This is a genomic window from Mycobacteriales bacterium (genome assembly GCA_040902655.1).
Classification (GTDB): Bacteria; Actinomycetota; Actinomycetes; order Mycobacteriales; family SCTD01; genus SCTD01.
The window spans coordinates 1-14907 of sequence record JBBDWV010000002.1 but is presented as its reverse complement, the minus strand read 5'-3'; the positions used below and the strand labels follow the sequence as shown (position 1 = coordinate 14907).

14 protein-coding genes are annotated in these 14907 nt (G+C 75.5%); 10 read left to right on the top strand and 4 right to left on the bottom strand.

Annotated elements, in window-relative coordinates; translation table 11 throughout:
* Nucleotides 1–141: 141 nt before the first annotated feature.
* From WD794_00410 to tsaE, 6 genes are all read left to right on the top strand, one after another.
* Nucleotides 142–498, top strand: coding sequence for a holo-ACP synthase (locus tag WD794_00410; protein MEX2288773.1), 357 nt, complete (start codon nt 142–144; stop codon nt 496–498).
* 73 nt (nt 499–571) lie between these two features.
* Nucleotides 572–2158: an NAD(P)H-hydrate dehydratase gene (locus WD794_00405; GenBank protein ID MEX2288772.1), complete on the top strand. Its 1587-nt coding sequence runs from the start codon at nt 572–574 to the stop codon at nt 2156–2158.
* Entirely contained in the window at nt 2155–3276 is a 1122-nt protein-coding gene (gene alr / locus WD794_00400) for an alanine racemase (GenBank protein MEX2288771.1), read from the top strand. Before WD794_00405 ends, alr begins: the two co-directional genes overlap by 4 nt.
* Nucleotides 3273–4337, top strand: coding sequence for an alpha/beta hydrolase (locus tag WD794_00395; GenBank protein MEX2288770.1), 1065 nt, complete (start codon nt 3273–3275; stop codon nt 4335–4337). Before alr ends, WD794_00395 begins: the two co-directional genes overlap by 4 nt.
* On the top strand, nt 4334–4927 hold the full coding sequence (locus WD794_00390) for a uracil-DNA glycosylase (protein ID MEX2288769.1): 594 nt from the start codon (nt 4334–4336) through the stop codon (nt 4925–4927). The genes WD794_00395 and WD794_00390 overlap by 4 nt, the downstream gene beginning before the upstream one ends.
* A gap of 167 nt (nt 4928–5094) precedes the next feature.
* Complete coding sequence (tsaE, locus tag WD794_00385) at nt 5095–5550, top strand: tRNA (adenosine(37)-N6)-threonylcarbamoyltransferase complex ATPase subunit type 1 TsaE (GenBank protein MEX2288768.1); 456 nt, start codon at nt 5095–5097, stop codon at nt 5548–5550.
* Here tsaE and bioD read toward each other — a convergent pair.
* The 3 genes from bioD to WD794_00370 are packed head-to-tail and all read right to left on the bottom strand — an operon-like array spanning nt 5520 to nt 8706.
* Nucleotides 5520–6293 (bottom strand): dethiobiotin synthase, encoded by a 774-nt coding sequence (bioD, locus tag WD794_00380; GenBank protein MEX2288767.1) that lies wholly within the window; start codon nt 6291–6293, stop codon nt 5520–5522. The genes tsaE and bioD overlap by 31 nt on opposite strands.
* Nucleotides 6290–7411 carry an 8-amino-7-oxononanoate synthase gene (locus tag WD794_00375; protein MEX2288766.1) on the bottom strand — a complete coding sequence of 374 codons (1122 nt, stop codon included), beginning with the start codon at nt 7409–7411 and terminating at the stop codon, nt 6290–6292. The genes bioD and WD794_00375 overlap by 4 nt, the downstream gene beginning before the upstream one ends.
* Nucleotides 7408–8706, bottom strand: coding sequence for an adenosylmethionine--8-amino-7-oxononanoate transaminase (locus tag WD794_00370; GenBank protein ID MEX2288765.1), 1299 nt, complete (start codon nt 8704–8706; stop codon nt 7408–7410). Before WD794_00370 ends, WD794_00375 begins: the two co-directional genes overlap by 4 nt.
* Before the next feature lie 101 nt (nt 8707–8807).
* Here WD794_00370 and WD794_00365 point away from each other — a divergent pair, with 101 nt between their 5' ends.
* Nucleotides 8808–10337 (top strand): long-chain fatty acid--CoA ligase, encoded by a 1530-nt coding sequence (locus WD794_00365; protein MEX2288764.1) that lies wholly within the window; start codon nt 8808–8810, stop codon nt 10335–10337.
* Nucleotides 10338–10391: 54 nt separating this feature from the next.
* Here the strand turns inward: WD794_00365 and WD794_00360 are convergent, their stop codons facing one another.
* Complete coding sequence (locus tag WD794_00360; GenBank protein MEX2288763.1) at nt 10392–12128, bottom strand: HD-GYP domain-containing protein; 1737 nt, start codon at nt 12126–12128, stop codon at nt 10392–10394.
* A gap of 152 nt (nt 12129–12280) precedes the next feature.
* Between WD794_00360 and tsaB the strand changes: the two genes are divergently transcribed.
* From tsaB to tsaD, 3 genes are all read left to right on the top strand, one after another.
* Nucleotides 12281–12934 (top strand): tRNA (adenosine(37)-N6)-threonylcarbamoyltransferase complex dimerization subunit type 1 TsaB, encoded by a 654-nt coding sequence (tsaB, locus tag WD794_00355; GenBank protein ID MEX2288762.1) that lies wholly within the window; start codon nt 12281–12283, stop codon nt 12932–12934.
* A 52-nt stretch (nt 12935–12986) separates the two neighbouring features.
* Nucleotides 12987–13409 carry a ribosomal protein S18-alanine N-acetyltransferase gene (gene rimI, locus WD794_00350; GenBank protein MEX2288761.1) on the top strand — a complete coding sequence of 141 codons (423 nt, stop codon included), beginning with the start codon at nt 12987–12989 and terminating at the stop codon, nt 13407–13409.
* 263 nt (nt 13410–13672) lie between these two features.
* The gene (gene tsaD / locus WD794_00345; protein ID MEX2288760.1) at nt 13673–14719 is read left to right on the top strand and encodes a tRNA (adenosine(37)-N6)-threonylcarbamoyltransferase complex transferase subunit TsaD; all 1047 of its coding nucleotides are present in this window, start codon (nt 13673–13675) and stop codon (nt 14717–14719) included.
* Nucleotides 14720–14907: the final 188 nt, after the last annotated feature.

Below are 14907 nucleotides of genomic sequence, written 5' to 3'. Positions count from 1 at the left end.
TCCGCGTGGATCACTCGGGTGATTCGGGTGTCTGCTGGGTGCCTGCGCGGCAGCCTCGTCGGGCGGCGCTGCACGCTGCTGAGCCCGCAGCAGGGGTCCAGGCGATGAGGGCCCGAGGCTCACATCCGTCATGCTGCGTGCATGAGCATCGTGGGCGTCGGCATCGACGTGGTGCAGGTCGAGCGCCTGGAGCGGGCGCTGGCGCGTACCCCGAGGCTGCGGACCCGGTTGTTCACCGCCGGCGAGCAGGGCTGCACGCGGATCGAATCCCTGGCCGCCCGTTTCGCCGCGAAGGAGGCTGTCGCGAAGGCGCTCGGCGCTCCGGGCGGCCTGCGCTGGGCTGATGCCGAAATCGTCAACGACCCGAGTGGCCGGCCGCGGCTGGTGCTGCACGGTGGCGTCGCGGCAGAGGCTGCCGCGCAGCGCATCCGGACCTGGCACCTGTCGCTGTCGCACGACGGTGGCGTGGCGACCGCCGTGGTGGTGGCCGAGTCATGACCCAGCCGAAGCATGACCGGAGCGCAAGCATGACCGGGAAGCGGTACGGGCCGCTGATGCCGGTGGAGGCGGCGTGAGGGTCGCGCATCCGGTCAGCCAGGTGCGGGCCGCCGAGGCCGAGCTGATGGCTCGGCTGCCTGCGGGTGCGCTCATGCAGCGGGCGGCCACCGGGTTGGCCGTCGCATGCGCCACGCGGCTCGGCCGGGTCTACGGTAGCCCGGTCGTGCTGCTCGTCGGTACCGGCGACAACGGCGCCGACGCGCTGTGGGCCGGCAGCATGCTGGCCCGCCGGGGCGCAGTGGTCACCGCAGTTCTGGTCGGCGCGCCGCGGGCCGTCCCGCCGCGGGCCGGCGAGCCGCCGGCCGACGCGCGGCCCGGCGAGCCGCGGGCCGACGCGCCGGCCGAGCCGCGCATCGTTGCACTGCAGGCTTTCCGTACGGCCGGCGGGCGCGTGGTGAACCGGCTCCCGGCGGCCGGCCTGGTCGTCGACGGCTTGGTGGGGATCGGCGGCCGGGGTGCGCTGCGGCCGGCCGCGGCCGCTCTCGCCGAGGCGGTCCGCGGCCGGGACGTCGTCGCCGTCGACCTGCCGAGCGGCGTCGACGCCGACACCGGCGCGGTGGCCGGCGCGGCCGTCCGGGCCGCCCTCACCGTCACCTTCGGCACTCTCAAGCCCGGCCTGCTGCTGGCCCGCGAGCACGTCGGCCGGATCGAGCTGGTCGACCTCGGACTGCGCCTACCCGACCCGGTGGTGGAGGTGCTCGAGGACGTCGACGTGGCGCAGTTGCTGCCGCGGCCCGGTGCCGGTGCCGACAAGTACACCCGCGGCGTGATCGGCATAGCGGCCGGCTCGCAGACCTACCCCGGCGCCGCGGTGCTCACGGCCGGCGCTGCCGTCCGGGCAGGTGCGGGCATGGTGCGCTTCGTCGGTGCGCCCCACGCCGCCGAACAGGTCCGCCTGCGCTGGCCAGAGGTGGTGGTGAGCGAGGCCGACGGTGCCGAGGTCGTGCAGGCCGGGCGGGTGCAGGCGTGGGTGGTCGGGCCCGGCCTCGGCATCGATCGCAGCGCCGCCGCCACCGTCGAGGCGGTGCTCGCGCAGGACGTCCCGGTGCTGGTCGACGCCGACGCGCTCACCGTCGCTGCGCAGCACCCCGACTGGCTCCGGAACAGGACTGCCCCCACCCTGCTGACCCCGCACGATCGCGAGTTCGCCCGCTTCGGCCGACAGGTGACCGACGACCGGGTCGGCTCCGCCCGCGGCCTGGCGCAGGAGTTCGGGGTGACCGTGCTTCTCAAGGGCGATGCCACGGTCGTGGTCGGTCCTTCCGGCCCGGCCCGGGTCAACGCGACCGGCACCCCGGCGCTGGCGACCGCCGGCAGCGGCGACGTGCTGTCCGGCGCAGCCGGCGCACTGCTCGCGCAGGGGCTCTGCCCGCTCGACGCCGGCAGCCTGGCTGCACACCTGCACGGCCGGGCGGCGGCGCTGGCGGCCGGAGGCGCGACGGCTGTGGCCGGTGGCGCGACGGCTGTGGCCGGTCGCGCGACGATCTCGGCCGGTGACCTGCTGGTGTCCTGGCCGCAGGCGGTGCGTGCGGCGACGGCGCTCTCGGCGCAGCCCGATCCGCGAGGCTGCCAGACTGAGGCGGTGAGGCAGCGACGGTGAGGACCCAGGCGCGGATCGAACTCGCCGCCATCCGCGACAACGTCGCGGCGCTGGCCGGCCACGCCGCCGGCGGCGCGCAGGTGATGGCGGTGGTCAAGGCCGACGGCTACGGCCACGGCCTGCTGCCCAGCGCCCGCGCCGCGCTCGACGGCGGCGCCGGCTGGCTGGGCGTCGCCTTCCTCGAGGAGGCCCTGGCCCTGCGCGCGGCCGGGCTCGACGCGCCGGTGCTGGCCTGGCTCACCGCACCGGGGGAGGACCGCGCCCCCGCGGTGGCGGCCGGCGTCGACCTCGGCGTCTACGACCTGGCCCAGCTCGAGGAGAGTGTCGCCGCCGCGCGTGCCGCAGACCGCGCCGCCCGGATCCAGCTGAAGGTCGACACCGGCCTGTCCCGCGGTGGCGCGACCCCTGCCGCCTGGCCCGACCTCTGCACCGCCGCCGCCAAGGCCGAGGCCTCCGGGGAGGTGCGGGTCACCGGGCTGTTCAGCCACTTCGCCTTCGCCGACGGCGGGGCCGACCACCCCGTCAACGGTGCGCAGGCGCAGGTCTTCGCGCAGGCGCTGGAGGTCGCCGACCGGGCCGGCCTGCGCCCCGAGGTGCGCCACCTGGCCAACAGCGCCGCCACGCTGACCGCGCCCGCCACGCACTACGACCTCGTACGCCCAGGTATTGCGGTGTACGGCCTGTCCCCGGTGCCGCAGCTCGGGGCGCCGGGTGCGTTCGGGCTGCGGCCGGCGATGACGCTGGCGAGCACGGTGGCGCTGACCAAGCGGGTGCCGGCCGGCAGTGGTGTCAGCTACCTGCACCGCCACGTCACGGAGCGGGACACGACGCTGGCGCTGGTGCCGCTCGGCTACGCCGACGGGGTGCCGCGCCACGCGACCAACCTGGGCCAGGTGCAGCTCGGCGGGGTTCGGCGGACCATTGCCGGGACCGTCTGCATGGACCAGTTCGTGCTGGACGTCGGTGACCAGGAGGTGGCCGCGGGCGACGAGGTGCTGCTGTTCGGCCCGGGCGACGACGGCGAGCCCACCGCGCAGGACTGGGCCGGACTGCTCGGCACCATCAGCTACGAGATCGTCACCCGGGTCGGCGCGCGCGTCCCGCGGGTGTACCGGTGAGCGCGAACAAGGGGCTGCTCGGTGCAGCTGTCGGGGTCGTGGCGGTCGGTGCGGCCGTCGGGCTGGCCGCGGAGCGCTACGCCATCGGCCGCACCCGGCTGCGCGTGGACCCGGCAGCCGGCGAGCCGTTCTTCGCGCTGCCGGCCGACCGGACCCGGCGGGTCGTCGCCGACGACGGCGTCCCGCTGCACGTCGAGGAGGTCGGGCCGGCGTCCGCGCCGCTGACGGTCGTGTTCGTGCACGGCTACGTCCAGGAGATGGCGGTCTGGCACTTCCAGCGGCGGGCGCTGGCGGCCGACAACCCGGGTCGGCTGGTGTTCTACGACCACCGCTCGCACGGTCGCAGCGGCCGCGGCCGGCCGGAGAGCGCGACGATCGACCAGCTCGGCCGCGACCTCGGGACCGTGCTGGACGCGGTCGCACCGCGCGGCCGGATCGTGCTGGTCGGGCACTCGATGGGCGGCATGACGATCCTGGCGCTGGCCGAGGCGCGCCCGGAGCTGTACCGGTCGCGGGTCGTCGGAGTCGCGCTGATCGGCACCTCGACAGGCAAGCTGGCCGAGCTCACCTTCGGCCTGCCGGCCGCCATGCGGCCGGTCACCCGGCGGGTCCTGCCGTGGCTGACCCGCGGCATGCGCACGGTCCCGCGGCCGTTCGAGCGGGGCCGGCGGGTCGGGACCGACCTGGCCTTCCTGGTTCTGCGTTTCGGCGGCTTCGGCGACCATGGGGTGAGCCCGGCCGTGGTCGAGTTCGTCGAGCAGATGTTCGCGCGCATGCCGGTCGAGGTGATCGCCGAGTTCTACGACACGTTCACCACCCACGACAAGCTTCGGGCCGTCGAGGTGCTGCGGGGGGTCCAGACACTGGTACTGGTCGGCAGCAAGGATCTGGTCACGCCGATCGAGCACAGCCGGGCGATCGCCGCCGCCCTGCCCGACGCGCACCTGGTCGAGGTCGAGGGGGCCGGCCACATGGTCGCGCTCGAGCGTCCGGAGCTGGTCACGCTGCAGCTGCGCGCCCTGCTCCGTCGCGCGACCCGCGCGGCCGCCCGTACGGCGTGAGGACCGACCCGGCCGGGCCCGCGAGCGCGCCGGCGGCGCCCGACCTCGAGACCGTGGCCGCTCTGGCGAGGACCTGCACCGCCTGCCCCGAGCTGGCGGCGACCCGCACGCAGGTCGTGCCCGGGGTGGTGCCGCCCGGAGCTCGGCTGCTGCTGATGGGCGAGGCGCCGGGGGCGCAGGAGGACGCCTGCGGACTGCCGTTCGTCGGGCGCAGCGGCCAGTTGCTGGACCTGCTGCTGGGCGAGCTCGGCATCGCACGGGCGGACGTCGGTGTGCTCAACACGCTCAAGTGCCGGCCGCCGGGCAACCGGCCACCCAGTCGTACCGAGACGCGCACCTGCCGTCCCTGGGCGGAGCGTCAGCTGGCGCTGGCGGCGCCGCGAATCGTGGTCGCGCTCGGGCTGTCCGCCACCCGCTGGTTCCTCGGGCCCACCTCACTGACGGCCGTACGGGGGCGGCTGCACGACCGCGACGGCTACCAGGTGCTGCCGACCTACCACCCCAGCGCCGCGCTGCGCTCCGGCCCCGCCGGCGAGCCGCGACGGCTGCTGACCGCGGACCTGGCCCTCGCCGTCCGGGCGGCCCGATGAGCCGGTCCCTCGGCCCGGTGAGCTGGTCCCGCGTCGTAGGCGACCTCGACGAGGCTCGCGCCGCCCTCAGCGCTCCCGGCGATGCACTGGACCTGCGCGTCGCGGCGGGGCTGGACGACGCGTGGGCGGCGCTCGGTGCGGTCGAGGTCGTCCCGGGTGAGCTGACCGTGCCGGTGCCGCAGCCGCTGCCCGACGTCGATGCGACGCGGGCGCTCGGTGCCCGGCTGGCGGCGGACCTGCAGGCGGGTGACCTGGTCGTGTTGTCCGGTCCGCTCGGGGCGGGCAAGACCGCGCTGACCCAGGGGATCGGCGCCGCCCTCGGTGTGCGCGGCGCGGTGACCAGCCCGACGTTCGTGCTGGCCCGGGTGCACCGCGGGTCGCTGCCGCTCGTGCACGTCGATGCCTACCGGCTGCGGGAGGCCGGTGCGGACGCGACGGACCTCGACGCGCTCGACCTCGACAGCGACCTGCCGGACTCGGTGACCGTCGTCGAGTGGGGCCAGGGGCTGGTGGAGCAGCTGGCCGACGCGCGGCTCGAGGTCGTCCTGGCGCGCGGCGCCGACGAGGACGCCCGCACGGCGGCCGTGCGGTCCTACGGCGCGCGCTGGGCGGCGCTGGGCTGAGGGTCGCCGGCGCGCCCAGGCAGTTCGCCGGCGTGCCGGTGCAGCTCGCCCGCCCGCCCGGGCAGCTCCAGCCAGCCGGCCGCCGCGGCCCGGAAGTCCTCGGCCGCCAGCCGTCCCGCGCCCTCCGGCACCCGGCCCAGCAGCGGCACACCCGAACGGGGCAGGTCGTCGAGGTTGCACCGCTCGGCCAGCCCCGGCTCGGCCGGCCACGAGCCGACGACCAGCCCGGCGGGCTCCAGAGCGCGGGCACGCAGCGCCTCGACGGTGAGCTCGGTGGCGTTCAGCGTGCCCAGCCCGGCGGCCACGACCACCACGACCGCGACGTCGACGCCTGCCGCGCGCACGCACAGCGTGAGGTCGGCGAGGGTGCCGCCGTCGGCGTCGAGTCGCACGAGCAGCCCGCCGGCGCCCTCGACGAGCGCCACGCCGTACGCCTCGGCGAGGCCGCACACCGCCGCGGCGGTCGCGGCAACCCGCGGCAGGGTCACCCCGGCCCGGCGGGCAGCGGTGTCGGGGGCCAGCGGCTCCGGCAGCCGTACCGGCTCCAGGACGTGGATGGCCCCGCCGAGCTCGCGGACGACGTCGAGGTCGGCGGGCTCGTCCGGCCCGACCCCCGTCTGCGCCGGCTTCACCGCGGCCACGGTCGCCCCCGATGCGCGAAAGCGCGCGGCGAGGGCGGCCGTCACGACGGTCTTGCCGACACCCGTGCCGGTGCCCGTCACGACGACGACCCGACCGGTCATCGGACCACCTCCCGCAGCGCGATGGCGGCGCGGTCCAGCTCCTCGCCGGTCACCGTGGCGCGCCCGGTCAGCCGCAGCCGGCTGATCCCGTCGGGCACCGACGGCGGCCGGAAGCAGCCCACCCGCACGCCTCTGTCCAGCAGGGCGGCGGCCGCCCCGACCGCGGCCTCGGCCGACCCGCAGGGGACCGAGGTGACGGCGCCGGCGGGCACCGGTGCCTCCGCCGCCTGCGCGAGGGCCGTGACGCAGCGGCGGAGCGCGGTAACGCGGTCGGGCTCGGCCGCCAGCACACGCAGGGCGGCCAGCGCCCCCGCGGCCGCGGCCGGCGCCAGCCCGGTGTCGTAGACGAACGGCCGCGCGACGTTGACCAGCTGGTCGATGACCTCGGGCGCGCCGAGGGCGGCACCGCCCTGGCTGCCGAGCGCCTTGGACAGCGTCACGGTGACGACGACATCGGGTCGGCCGGCCAGCCCGAGGGCCTCCACCAGCCCGCGGCCTTCGGGCCCGGCGACCCCGAGGCCGTGCGCCTCGTCCACGACGAGCACCGCGCCGTGGCGGTGTGCCACCTCGGCGAACTCACCGAGCGGCCCGGCGTCGCCGAGCACCGAGTAGACCGACTCGGCCAGCACCAGCGCATGCGGCTCGCTGCGCCCGGCGAGAGCGGTCTCGACCGCGGCCACCTCGCCGTGCGGCACGACCTGGATCCGGGCCCGCGACAGCCGGCAGGCGTCGACCAGCGAGGCGTGCACGTGCGCGTCGGACACCACCAGGCTGTCCCGGCCGGCCAGCGCCGTGACAACGCCGAGGTTCGCCAGGTACCCCGAGGAGAAGACGACCGCAGCGGGCTGCCGGCAGAAGGCGGCGAGCGCCTGTTCGAGCTCGGCGTGCAGGTCGAGCGAGCCGGTGACCAGGCGGGACGCGGCCGCACCGGCGCCCCAGTGCAGCGCCGCGTCGGCGGCGGCCCGGGTGACCCGGCGGTCGGTCGCCAGCCCGAGGTAGTCGTTGCCGGCCAGGTCGAGCACGTCGGGGCGGGCCCCGCGCGGTCGCAGCGCGCGAGTCAGCCCGCGCGCCGCACGGCTCGCGGCGTCCGCCCGCAGCCGCTCCAGGAAGTCCGTCACGTGCGCACCGCCGCGAGCACCCCGCCCGCGATCGCCGCGACGTCCTCCTCGGTGCAGACGTACGGCGGCATCGTGTAGACGAGGTCGCGGAACGGCCGCAGCCAGACCCCGGCGTCCAGCGCCGCCTGTGTCGCCCGTACGACGTCGACGGGCCGGTCGAGCTGCACGACGCCCACCGCGCCGAGCACCCGCACGTCGACCACCCCGGGCAGCTCCGCGGCGGGTGCCAGCCCCTCGTGAAGTCCGGCGCCGATGCGCCGTACGTGGCCGGCCCAGTCCTGCCCGGTGAGCAGGTCCAGGCTCGCCGACGCCACCGCGCAGGCCAGCGGGTTGGCCATGAAGGTCGGGCCGTGCATGAGCGCCCCGGCCGGCGGTGCGCACACCTGCTCCGCGACCTGCGTCGTGCACAGCACGGCGGCCAGTGACAGGTAGCCGCCGGTCAGCGCCTTGCCGAGGCACAGCACGTCCGGCACCACATCGGCGTGCTCGGCGGCCAGCATCGTCCCGGTGCGCCCGAAGCCGGTGGCGATCTCGTCGAGGACGAGCAGCACGCCGTACTCGTCGCACAGCCGGCGCAGCAGGGCCAGGCAGTGCGGCGGGTAGACGTGCATCCCGCCGGCGCCCTGCAGCACCGGCTCGACGATGACGGCGGCCAACTCGTCGGCGTGCCGCTCGAACAGCGCGGTCGTCCCGGCCGACCACGCCTGCACCTCCGGGTCGTCCTCGGCGCGGTCGATCCCGGCCGGCGGCCGCGGCGCGAACACCTGCGGCTGCAGCACGCCGGTGAACAGCGAGTGCATCCCGCCGACCGGGTCGCAGACGCTCATCGCCGCGAAGGTGTCGCCGTGGTAGCCGCCGCGCACGGTCAGCAGCCGGGTGCGCCGCGGCTGGCCCCGGCCGACCGCCGCCTGCAGGGCCATCTTCACCGCCACCTCGACCGACACCGAGCCGGAGTCGCAGAGGAAGACGTGCTGCAGCGGCTCGGGTGTCAGGGCGAGCAGCCGCTCGACCAGCCCGACGGCCGGTGCGTGCGTCAGCCCGCCGAACATCACGTGCGAGACCTGTGCGAGCTGCGCGGCCGCCGCGGCGTCGAGCGCCGGGTGCCGGTAGCCGTGGATGGCCGCCCACCACGAGGACATCCCGTCGACGACCTCGCCCACGTCGGACAGCCGCAGCCGGACGCCCTGCGCCGATTCCACGACGCGCACCGGCGCCGGATCGGCCATCGAGGAGTACGGGTGCCAGATGTGGGCGCGGTCGACGGCCAGCAGCGCGGACAGGGCGGGGGTGCTCACCCGCGCAGTCTCCCGCACGGCGCGGCAGCCGCCGCGTGCGTGTTCCCGCGGACGCAGGCAGACTGCCGGGCATCGCCCCTCAGACCTCAGGAGAACGACGCATGTCGCTCACGATCGCCAGTATCCTGGCCGAGTCCGCCGTCCGGCACGCCGACCGCACCGCGGTCGTGCTGGGTGAGCTGAAGCTGACCTACGCGCAGCTGTGGGGGCACGCGCTGCAGTACGCCGCGGTGCTGCGCGACAAGGGCATCGGACCGGGCGACAAGGTGGCCCTGCTGCTGCCGAACACCCCGCACTTCCCGCTGGCCTACTACGGCACGCTGGCCCTCGGCGCGGTCGCCGTACCCGTCCACGCGCTGCTCAAGGCCGAGGAGATCCAGTACGTCCTCGAGGATTCCGGGGCAAAGACCCTGATCTGCGCGGCGCCGCTGCTGGGCGAGGGCGCGAAGGGGGCCGAGCTGGCGGGCGTACCGGTGCTGGGCGTGCTGGATGCCGGCGACGCGACGGTCGAGCGGATCGACACCCTCGCGCTGTCCGCGACGCCGATCTCGGCGTTGGTGCCGACCGAGCCGGAGGACACCGCGGTCATCCTCTACACCAGCGGCACCACGGGAACGCCCAAGGGCGCCGAGATCACCCATCTCAACGTGACGATGAACGTCGTCGCCTCCGCGATGCACTCCTTCGACATCGACGCCGATGACGTCGTGCTCGGCTGCCTGCCGCTGTTCCACACCTTCGGCCAGACCTGCTGCATGAACACCGCCTTCTACGTCGGTGCCAGCGTCGTGCTGCTGCCGCGGTTCGACGGCGCGCAGGCGCTCGAGCTGCTGGTTCGGGAGAAGTGCACGATCTTCATGGGTGTTCCGACGATGTACGTCGGGCTGCTCGAGGCGGCCAAGACCTCCGACCACCGGCCGAGGCTGAAGTCCGCGCTGTCCGGCGGTGCCGCGCTGCCGGTCCCGGTGCTGGAGCGGTTCGCGGAGGTGTTCGGCACCGAGGTGCTCGAGGGCTACGGCCTGACCGAGACCTCCCCGGTCGCCACCTTCAACCAGGTCGGCTCCCCCCCGAGGCCCGGCACCGTCGGCAAGCAGATCTGGGGCGTCGAGGTCGAGGTCGCGAGGGCCGAGGTCGAGGAGGTCATCGAGCTGCTGCCGACCGGTGAGCTCGGCGAGATCGTGGTGCGCGGCCACAACGTCTTCAAGGGCTACCTGAACAAGCCGGAGGCGACGGCGGCCGCTATCGTCGACGGCTGGTTCCGCACCGGCGACCTCGGCACCAAGGATGCCGACGGGTACGTCTCGATCGTGGACCGCAAGAAGGACATGGTTCTGCGCGGCGGCTACAACGTCTATCCGCGTGAGGTGGAGGAGACGCTGCTGCGCCACCCGGCCGTCGGCCAGGTCGCGGTCTTCGGGCTGCCCGACCCGCAGTACGGCGAGGAGGTTTGCGCCGCCGTCGTGCTCGACCCGGCCGGCGGGGAGGTGACCGAGGGCGAGCTGAGCGCCTGGGCGAAGGAGAAGCTGGCGGCGTACAAGTATCCGCGGCGCGTCTTCTTCGTCGGCGCCTTCCCGCTCGGTCCCTCCGGCAAGGTGCTCAAGCGCGAGCTGCAGGAGCAGTTCACGGAGTAGCCGCCCTACCGCCCCTGCCGCCCGCCCCTGCCACGGGGCGGGCGTGCAGGCGTGTCACGGCCGGTCCTCGGCGGCCGAGTCCACGGTCCAGGTCCAGGGAGCGACGGGCTCCCGTGTCTCGGCGTCAGCGATCCTCATCACGTAGTCGCCGTCCCCCCGCACCGTCACGGTGTACGTGCCGCTGCACGGGACCGGCCTGCTGCTCTCGCCGGACCCGTTCCTCAGCAGTTGGCACTGCCAGCGCGTCCCCGGCCGGAAGGTGAAGGTGGCCTGCCGCGACGACGTCACGGGAGGGGGGCCGCTCCGGACGGCGGGGTGACCGGAGTCGGCCTCGGGCTCCGGGGCCGGCTCGGGTCCGGGCTCGGAGGGGGTCCGTGGCGTGGACGGGGCGGGCTCGGCTTCCCCCGCCTGCTCGCCGGACCCGGCCGGGTCCATCGGGACCGCGGCTGGGGCGGCCCGCTCCGGCCGGTCCGCCGCGGCCATCTGCACGCCTGGGGCGGGTGGCGGAGCGGCGGGCGACGAAGCGGCGAACGGCACGGTGGCGGGCGGCACGGCGGCGGGCGGCACGGCGGCGGGCGGCACGGTGGAGAGCGGGGCGGCCGAGGGGACGGCCTCGGCGGCACCGGCCTGCCGCGCGCCCAGGTCGACCCCGACCCCGGGGCCCCCGGCTCCGACGCCGCCGATCGCCACGGCGGCCCCGGCGACGCCCGAGACCACGGCAGCCCCCGCAGCCTGCGGTGCGACGGCGGCGGTGCGCGCGCCGGTGTCGGCCAGCGGGCGCAGGAAGGGCAGCTGGAACAGGAAGGACAGCGGCCCCATCGCCCAGAGCACACGCGGCAGCGAGATCCCGAGGAAGGCCCGGACCATGAGCGGGTCGAAGTGGGTGCCGGCGCAGCGGGCGAGCTCCTCCCGGGCGGTCCTGGTCGCCATCGCCTTCTTGTACGGCCGGGCGGCTGTCATGGTCTCGAAGGCGTCGATCAAGCCGATGAGGCGCCCCGCCACGGAGATGTCGTGGCCGGCCCGGCCGTGCGGGTAGCCGCTCCCGTCGTACTTCTCGTGGTGGTCCAGGATCCCCTCACCCCACTCGCCCATCCACGACCGCAGCGGAACTGCCAGCTCGGCCCCGACGACCGGGTGCTGCCGCATGGCGTCCTGCTCGCGTGCCGTCAGGCGGCCCGGCTTGTTCAGGATCCTGAGTGGGACCCGCATCTTGCCGACGTCGTGCAGGAGGGCCGCCCACCGCAGCCGCTCCCGCGCGTCGTGGTCGAGCTTGAGCTCGGCACCGAGCATGTCGCACAGCAGCCGGACGCGTTCGCAGTGGCCGCGGGTGCGGCGGTCATGGGTGCCGAGGGCCGTGACGAGCTTCAGCACCAGCTCTGCGGTGTCGACGGGCCCCGCCTCGGCGCTGTGCCGCAGCAGGCTCCGGTTCGGTGACCGGGTCGCGGCGGACCGGGCCAGCTTCAGCCGCGACGGAGCGCGGTCCGGGAAGATCATGGAGAGCTTGAGCAGCAGCGCGATCGGCAACAGTCGACGTGCTGCCCGCTCGACGGCGGCGGCGACCGCCACCGCGACCGCGAGGAGCACGGCCAGCCCCCACCAGGACGAGCGGACGCCGACCGGCAGCAGCCGGCCGACGAGCAGCGCAGCGCCGCTGGCGGCCACCAGGGGCACACCGAGCAGGCCCCAACGCAGCACACCGGCGAGCACGGGGCGCGCGCGCCAGTGCTGGTCGGGCCGGGTCTCCAGGGCCGCGTCCTCGGCGCTGGTGGTTCCCCGGGCTCGTGGGCTCATCCGGCGCTCCCTCACGGTCGCTCTGCACGCAGTGTGCACCCACGGGGGCACATCCACACAGTCTCCACCCGGCGGGCACCCGCCGCGGCCGGCGGGCGCTGCCGGCGCTCTACGCCGCCAGCCGGGCGTGGCCGGCGCTTACGCTCGACCTCATGCTCGTCCTCGGCATGGACACCTCCTCACCTGCGGTGTCGGCGGCGCTGGTGCGGGTGGCCGCCGGTGCTGCGCAGCTGGTCGCCGAACGGGTCGTCGTCGACGCCCGCCGGCACGGCGAGCTGCTCGCCCAGGGCGTGCGCGAGGTGCTTCGCGCCGGGCGCCCGGAGGCGCTGGTGGTGGGCACCGGGCCAGGGCCCTTCACCGGCCTGCGGGTGGGTCTGGTGACGGCGGCGGTGATGTCCGACGCGCTGGGCATCCCGGCGTACGGCGTCTGCTCGTTGGACGGCCTCGCCGACGAGCGGGATGTCGTCGTGGTGACCGACGCGCGGCGCAAGGAGGTCTATTGGGCGCGCTACGTCGCGGGGAAGCGGGTCGAGGGGCCGGAGGTGGCGCGGCCGGCCGACCTGGCCGACCGGCTGCGTGGGCTGCCGCGGCCGGTGCGGCTGGTCGGCGCGGGCGCGGTGCTGCACCGGGATGCGTTCGGCGGGCTCGCGCTGGACGTGCAGCGGCTGCACCCGTCGATCGCTGTGCTCGTGGCGGGCGCGCGGGATCGGCTGCTCGGCGGGGCGCCGTCCGACCCGCTGATCCCGCTCTACCTGCGGCGGCCCGACGCGGTGGAGCCGGGAGTGACGAAACGGGTGACGGCGTGAGGCTGCCTTCCTGCGCGACCGGCGGACCCACCTCGTGGTGACGCTGGCGCGGATGCGCTGGTGGCACATCGAACAGTTGCTGCCGATCGAGCGCGAGCTGTTCCTCCCCGAGCCGTGGAGCGAGCGGCTGTTCTGGTCCGAGCTCGGGCAGCTCGACACGCGCCACTACGTCGTTGCCTTGTCCGGAGACGAGGTCGTCGGCTACGCCGGCCTGTGCGACTACCCGGACGAGGCCTTCGTGCAGACCCTCGCGGTGGCGCCGACCGCGCAGCGCACCGGCCTCGGCAGCCGGCTGCTGGCAGAGCTGCTCGGGGAGGCTGCCCGGCGCCGGCAGCGGGTGGTCAGCCTGGAGGTGCGGGCGGACAACACGCCCGCACAGCGGCTGTACGACCGGCACGGGTTCGTGCGCTCGGGGGTGCGGCGCGGCTACTACCTCGACGGCGTGGACGGGCTGGTGCTGACCCGCCGCAGCTGAGCGCGCGCGGCGGCCGACCGGAAGGCTGGCCCGAGCGCCGGGGCTGGGAGCCATGACGTGCACCTGCCTGCGACGCGGGGCGTCCGGCGACACGTCCAGCGCGTGCGGCTCCCCTGGCGGCTGAGGTGCACGTCCTGGCTCCCGCGGCCCGAGGCGCTGGCTCCCGCGGCCCGAGGCGCTGGCTCCCGCGGCGCGCGGCTCCCGAGGCGCTGGCTCCCGAGGCGCTGGCTCCCGCGGCTCCCACACCTCCGTAGGCTGACCTCGTGTCGGATGAGCCACTGGTCCTCGGGATCGAGACCTCCTGCGACGAGACCGGCATCGGCATCGTTCGCGGGACGACCCTGCTCGCGGACGCCGTGGCCAGCAGTGTCGAGGAGCACGCGCGGTTCGGCGGCGTGGTGCCGGAGGTGGCCAGCCGTGCGCACCTGGAGGCGATGGTCCCGACGGTGCACCGGGCACTCGCGACCGCTGGGGTGCAGCTGTCCGACCTCGACGCGGTCGCCGTCACCGCGGGGCCGGGGTTGGCGGGAGCGTTGCTGGTGGGGGTGGCTGCCGCCAAGGCCTACAGCCTGTCGCTGGGGATTCCGCTCTACGGCGTCAACCACCTCGCCGCGCACGTGGCGGTCGACGTCCTCGAGCACGGAGCGCTTCCCGAGCCGACGATCGCGATGCTCGTGTCAGGGGGGCACTCCAGCCTGTTGATGGTCGACGACGTGACGGTGACGATGACGCCGCTCGGTGCGACCGTCGACGACGCGGCGGGGGAGGCCTTCGACAAGGTCGCCCGCCTGCTCGGCCTCGGCTTCCCGGGCGGACCGGTCGTCGACCGCCACGCCCGCGAGGGGAACCGTGCGGCCATGTCCTTCCCCCGATCCATGCTGCGCGAGTCGTCGTACGACGTGTCCTTCAGCGGGCTGAAGACAGCGGTGGCGCGCTGGGTCGAGGCGAAACAGGCCGCGGGCGAGCCGGTTCCGGTGGCCGACGTGTGCGCCAGCTTCCAGGAGGCGGTCGTCGACGTGCTGACCGCAAAGGCGGTGCGCGCGTGCACCGAGCAGGGCGTCGGCTCGCTGCTCATCGGGGGCGGCGTCGCGGCGAACAGTCGGCTGCGCGCCCTGGCCCAGGAGCGGTGCGATGCCAGGGGGATCGTGCTCCGTGTTCCGCGACCGGGGCTGTGCACCGACAACGGCGCCATGGTCGCCGCGCTGGGCAGCCGCCTGGTCGCCGCCGGCGTCGAGCCCAGCCCGCTGGACCTGCCCGCAGACAGTGCGATGGACGTCCGGCAGGTGACAGCGGCGGTGTCGTCGACCTGATCGCTGCTGCTGGCGGCAGGTCGGTGCCGCGGGCCGACGATCTTGTTACCCGCCGCGAACGGCACGAGTCTGGCGACGGGGCTCGGGCTCGTCCCGACCCGCGGCGGCGCTGCTGGCCGGAGGTGTCGCCGCTGGCGGTGGCCCTGGCCCGAGCGTGCGTCGGCCCCGCCCTCGCCGAGGACGGGGCC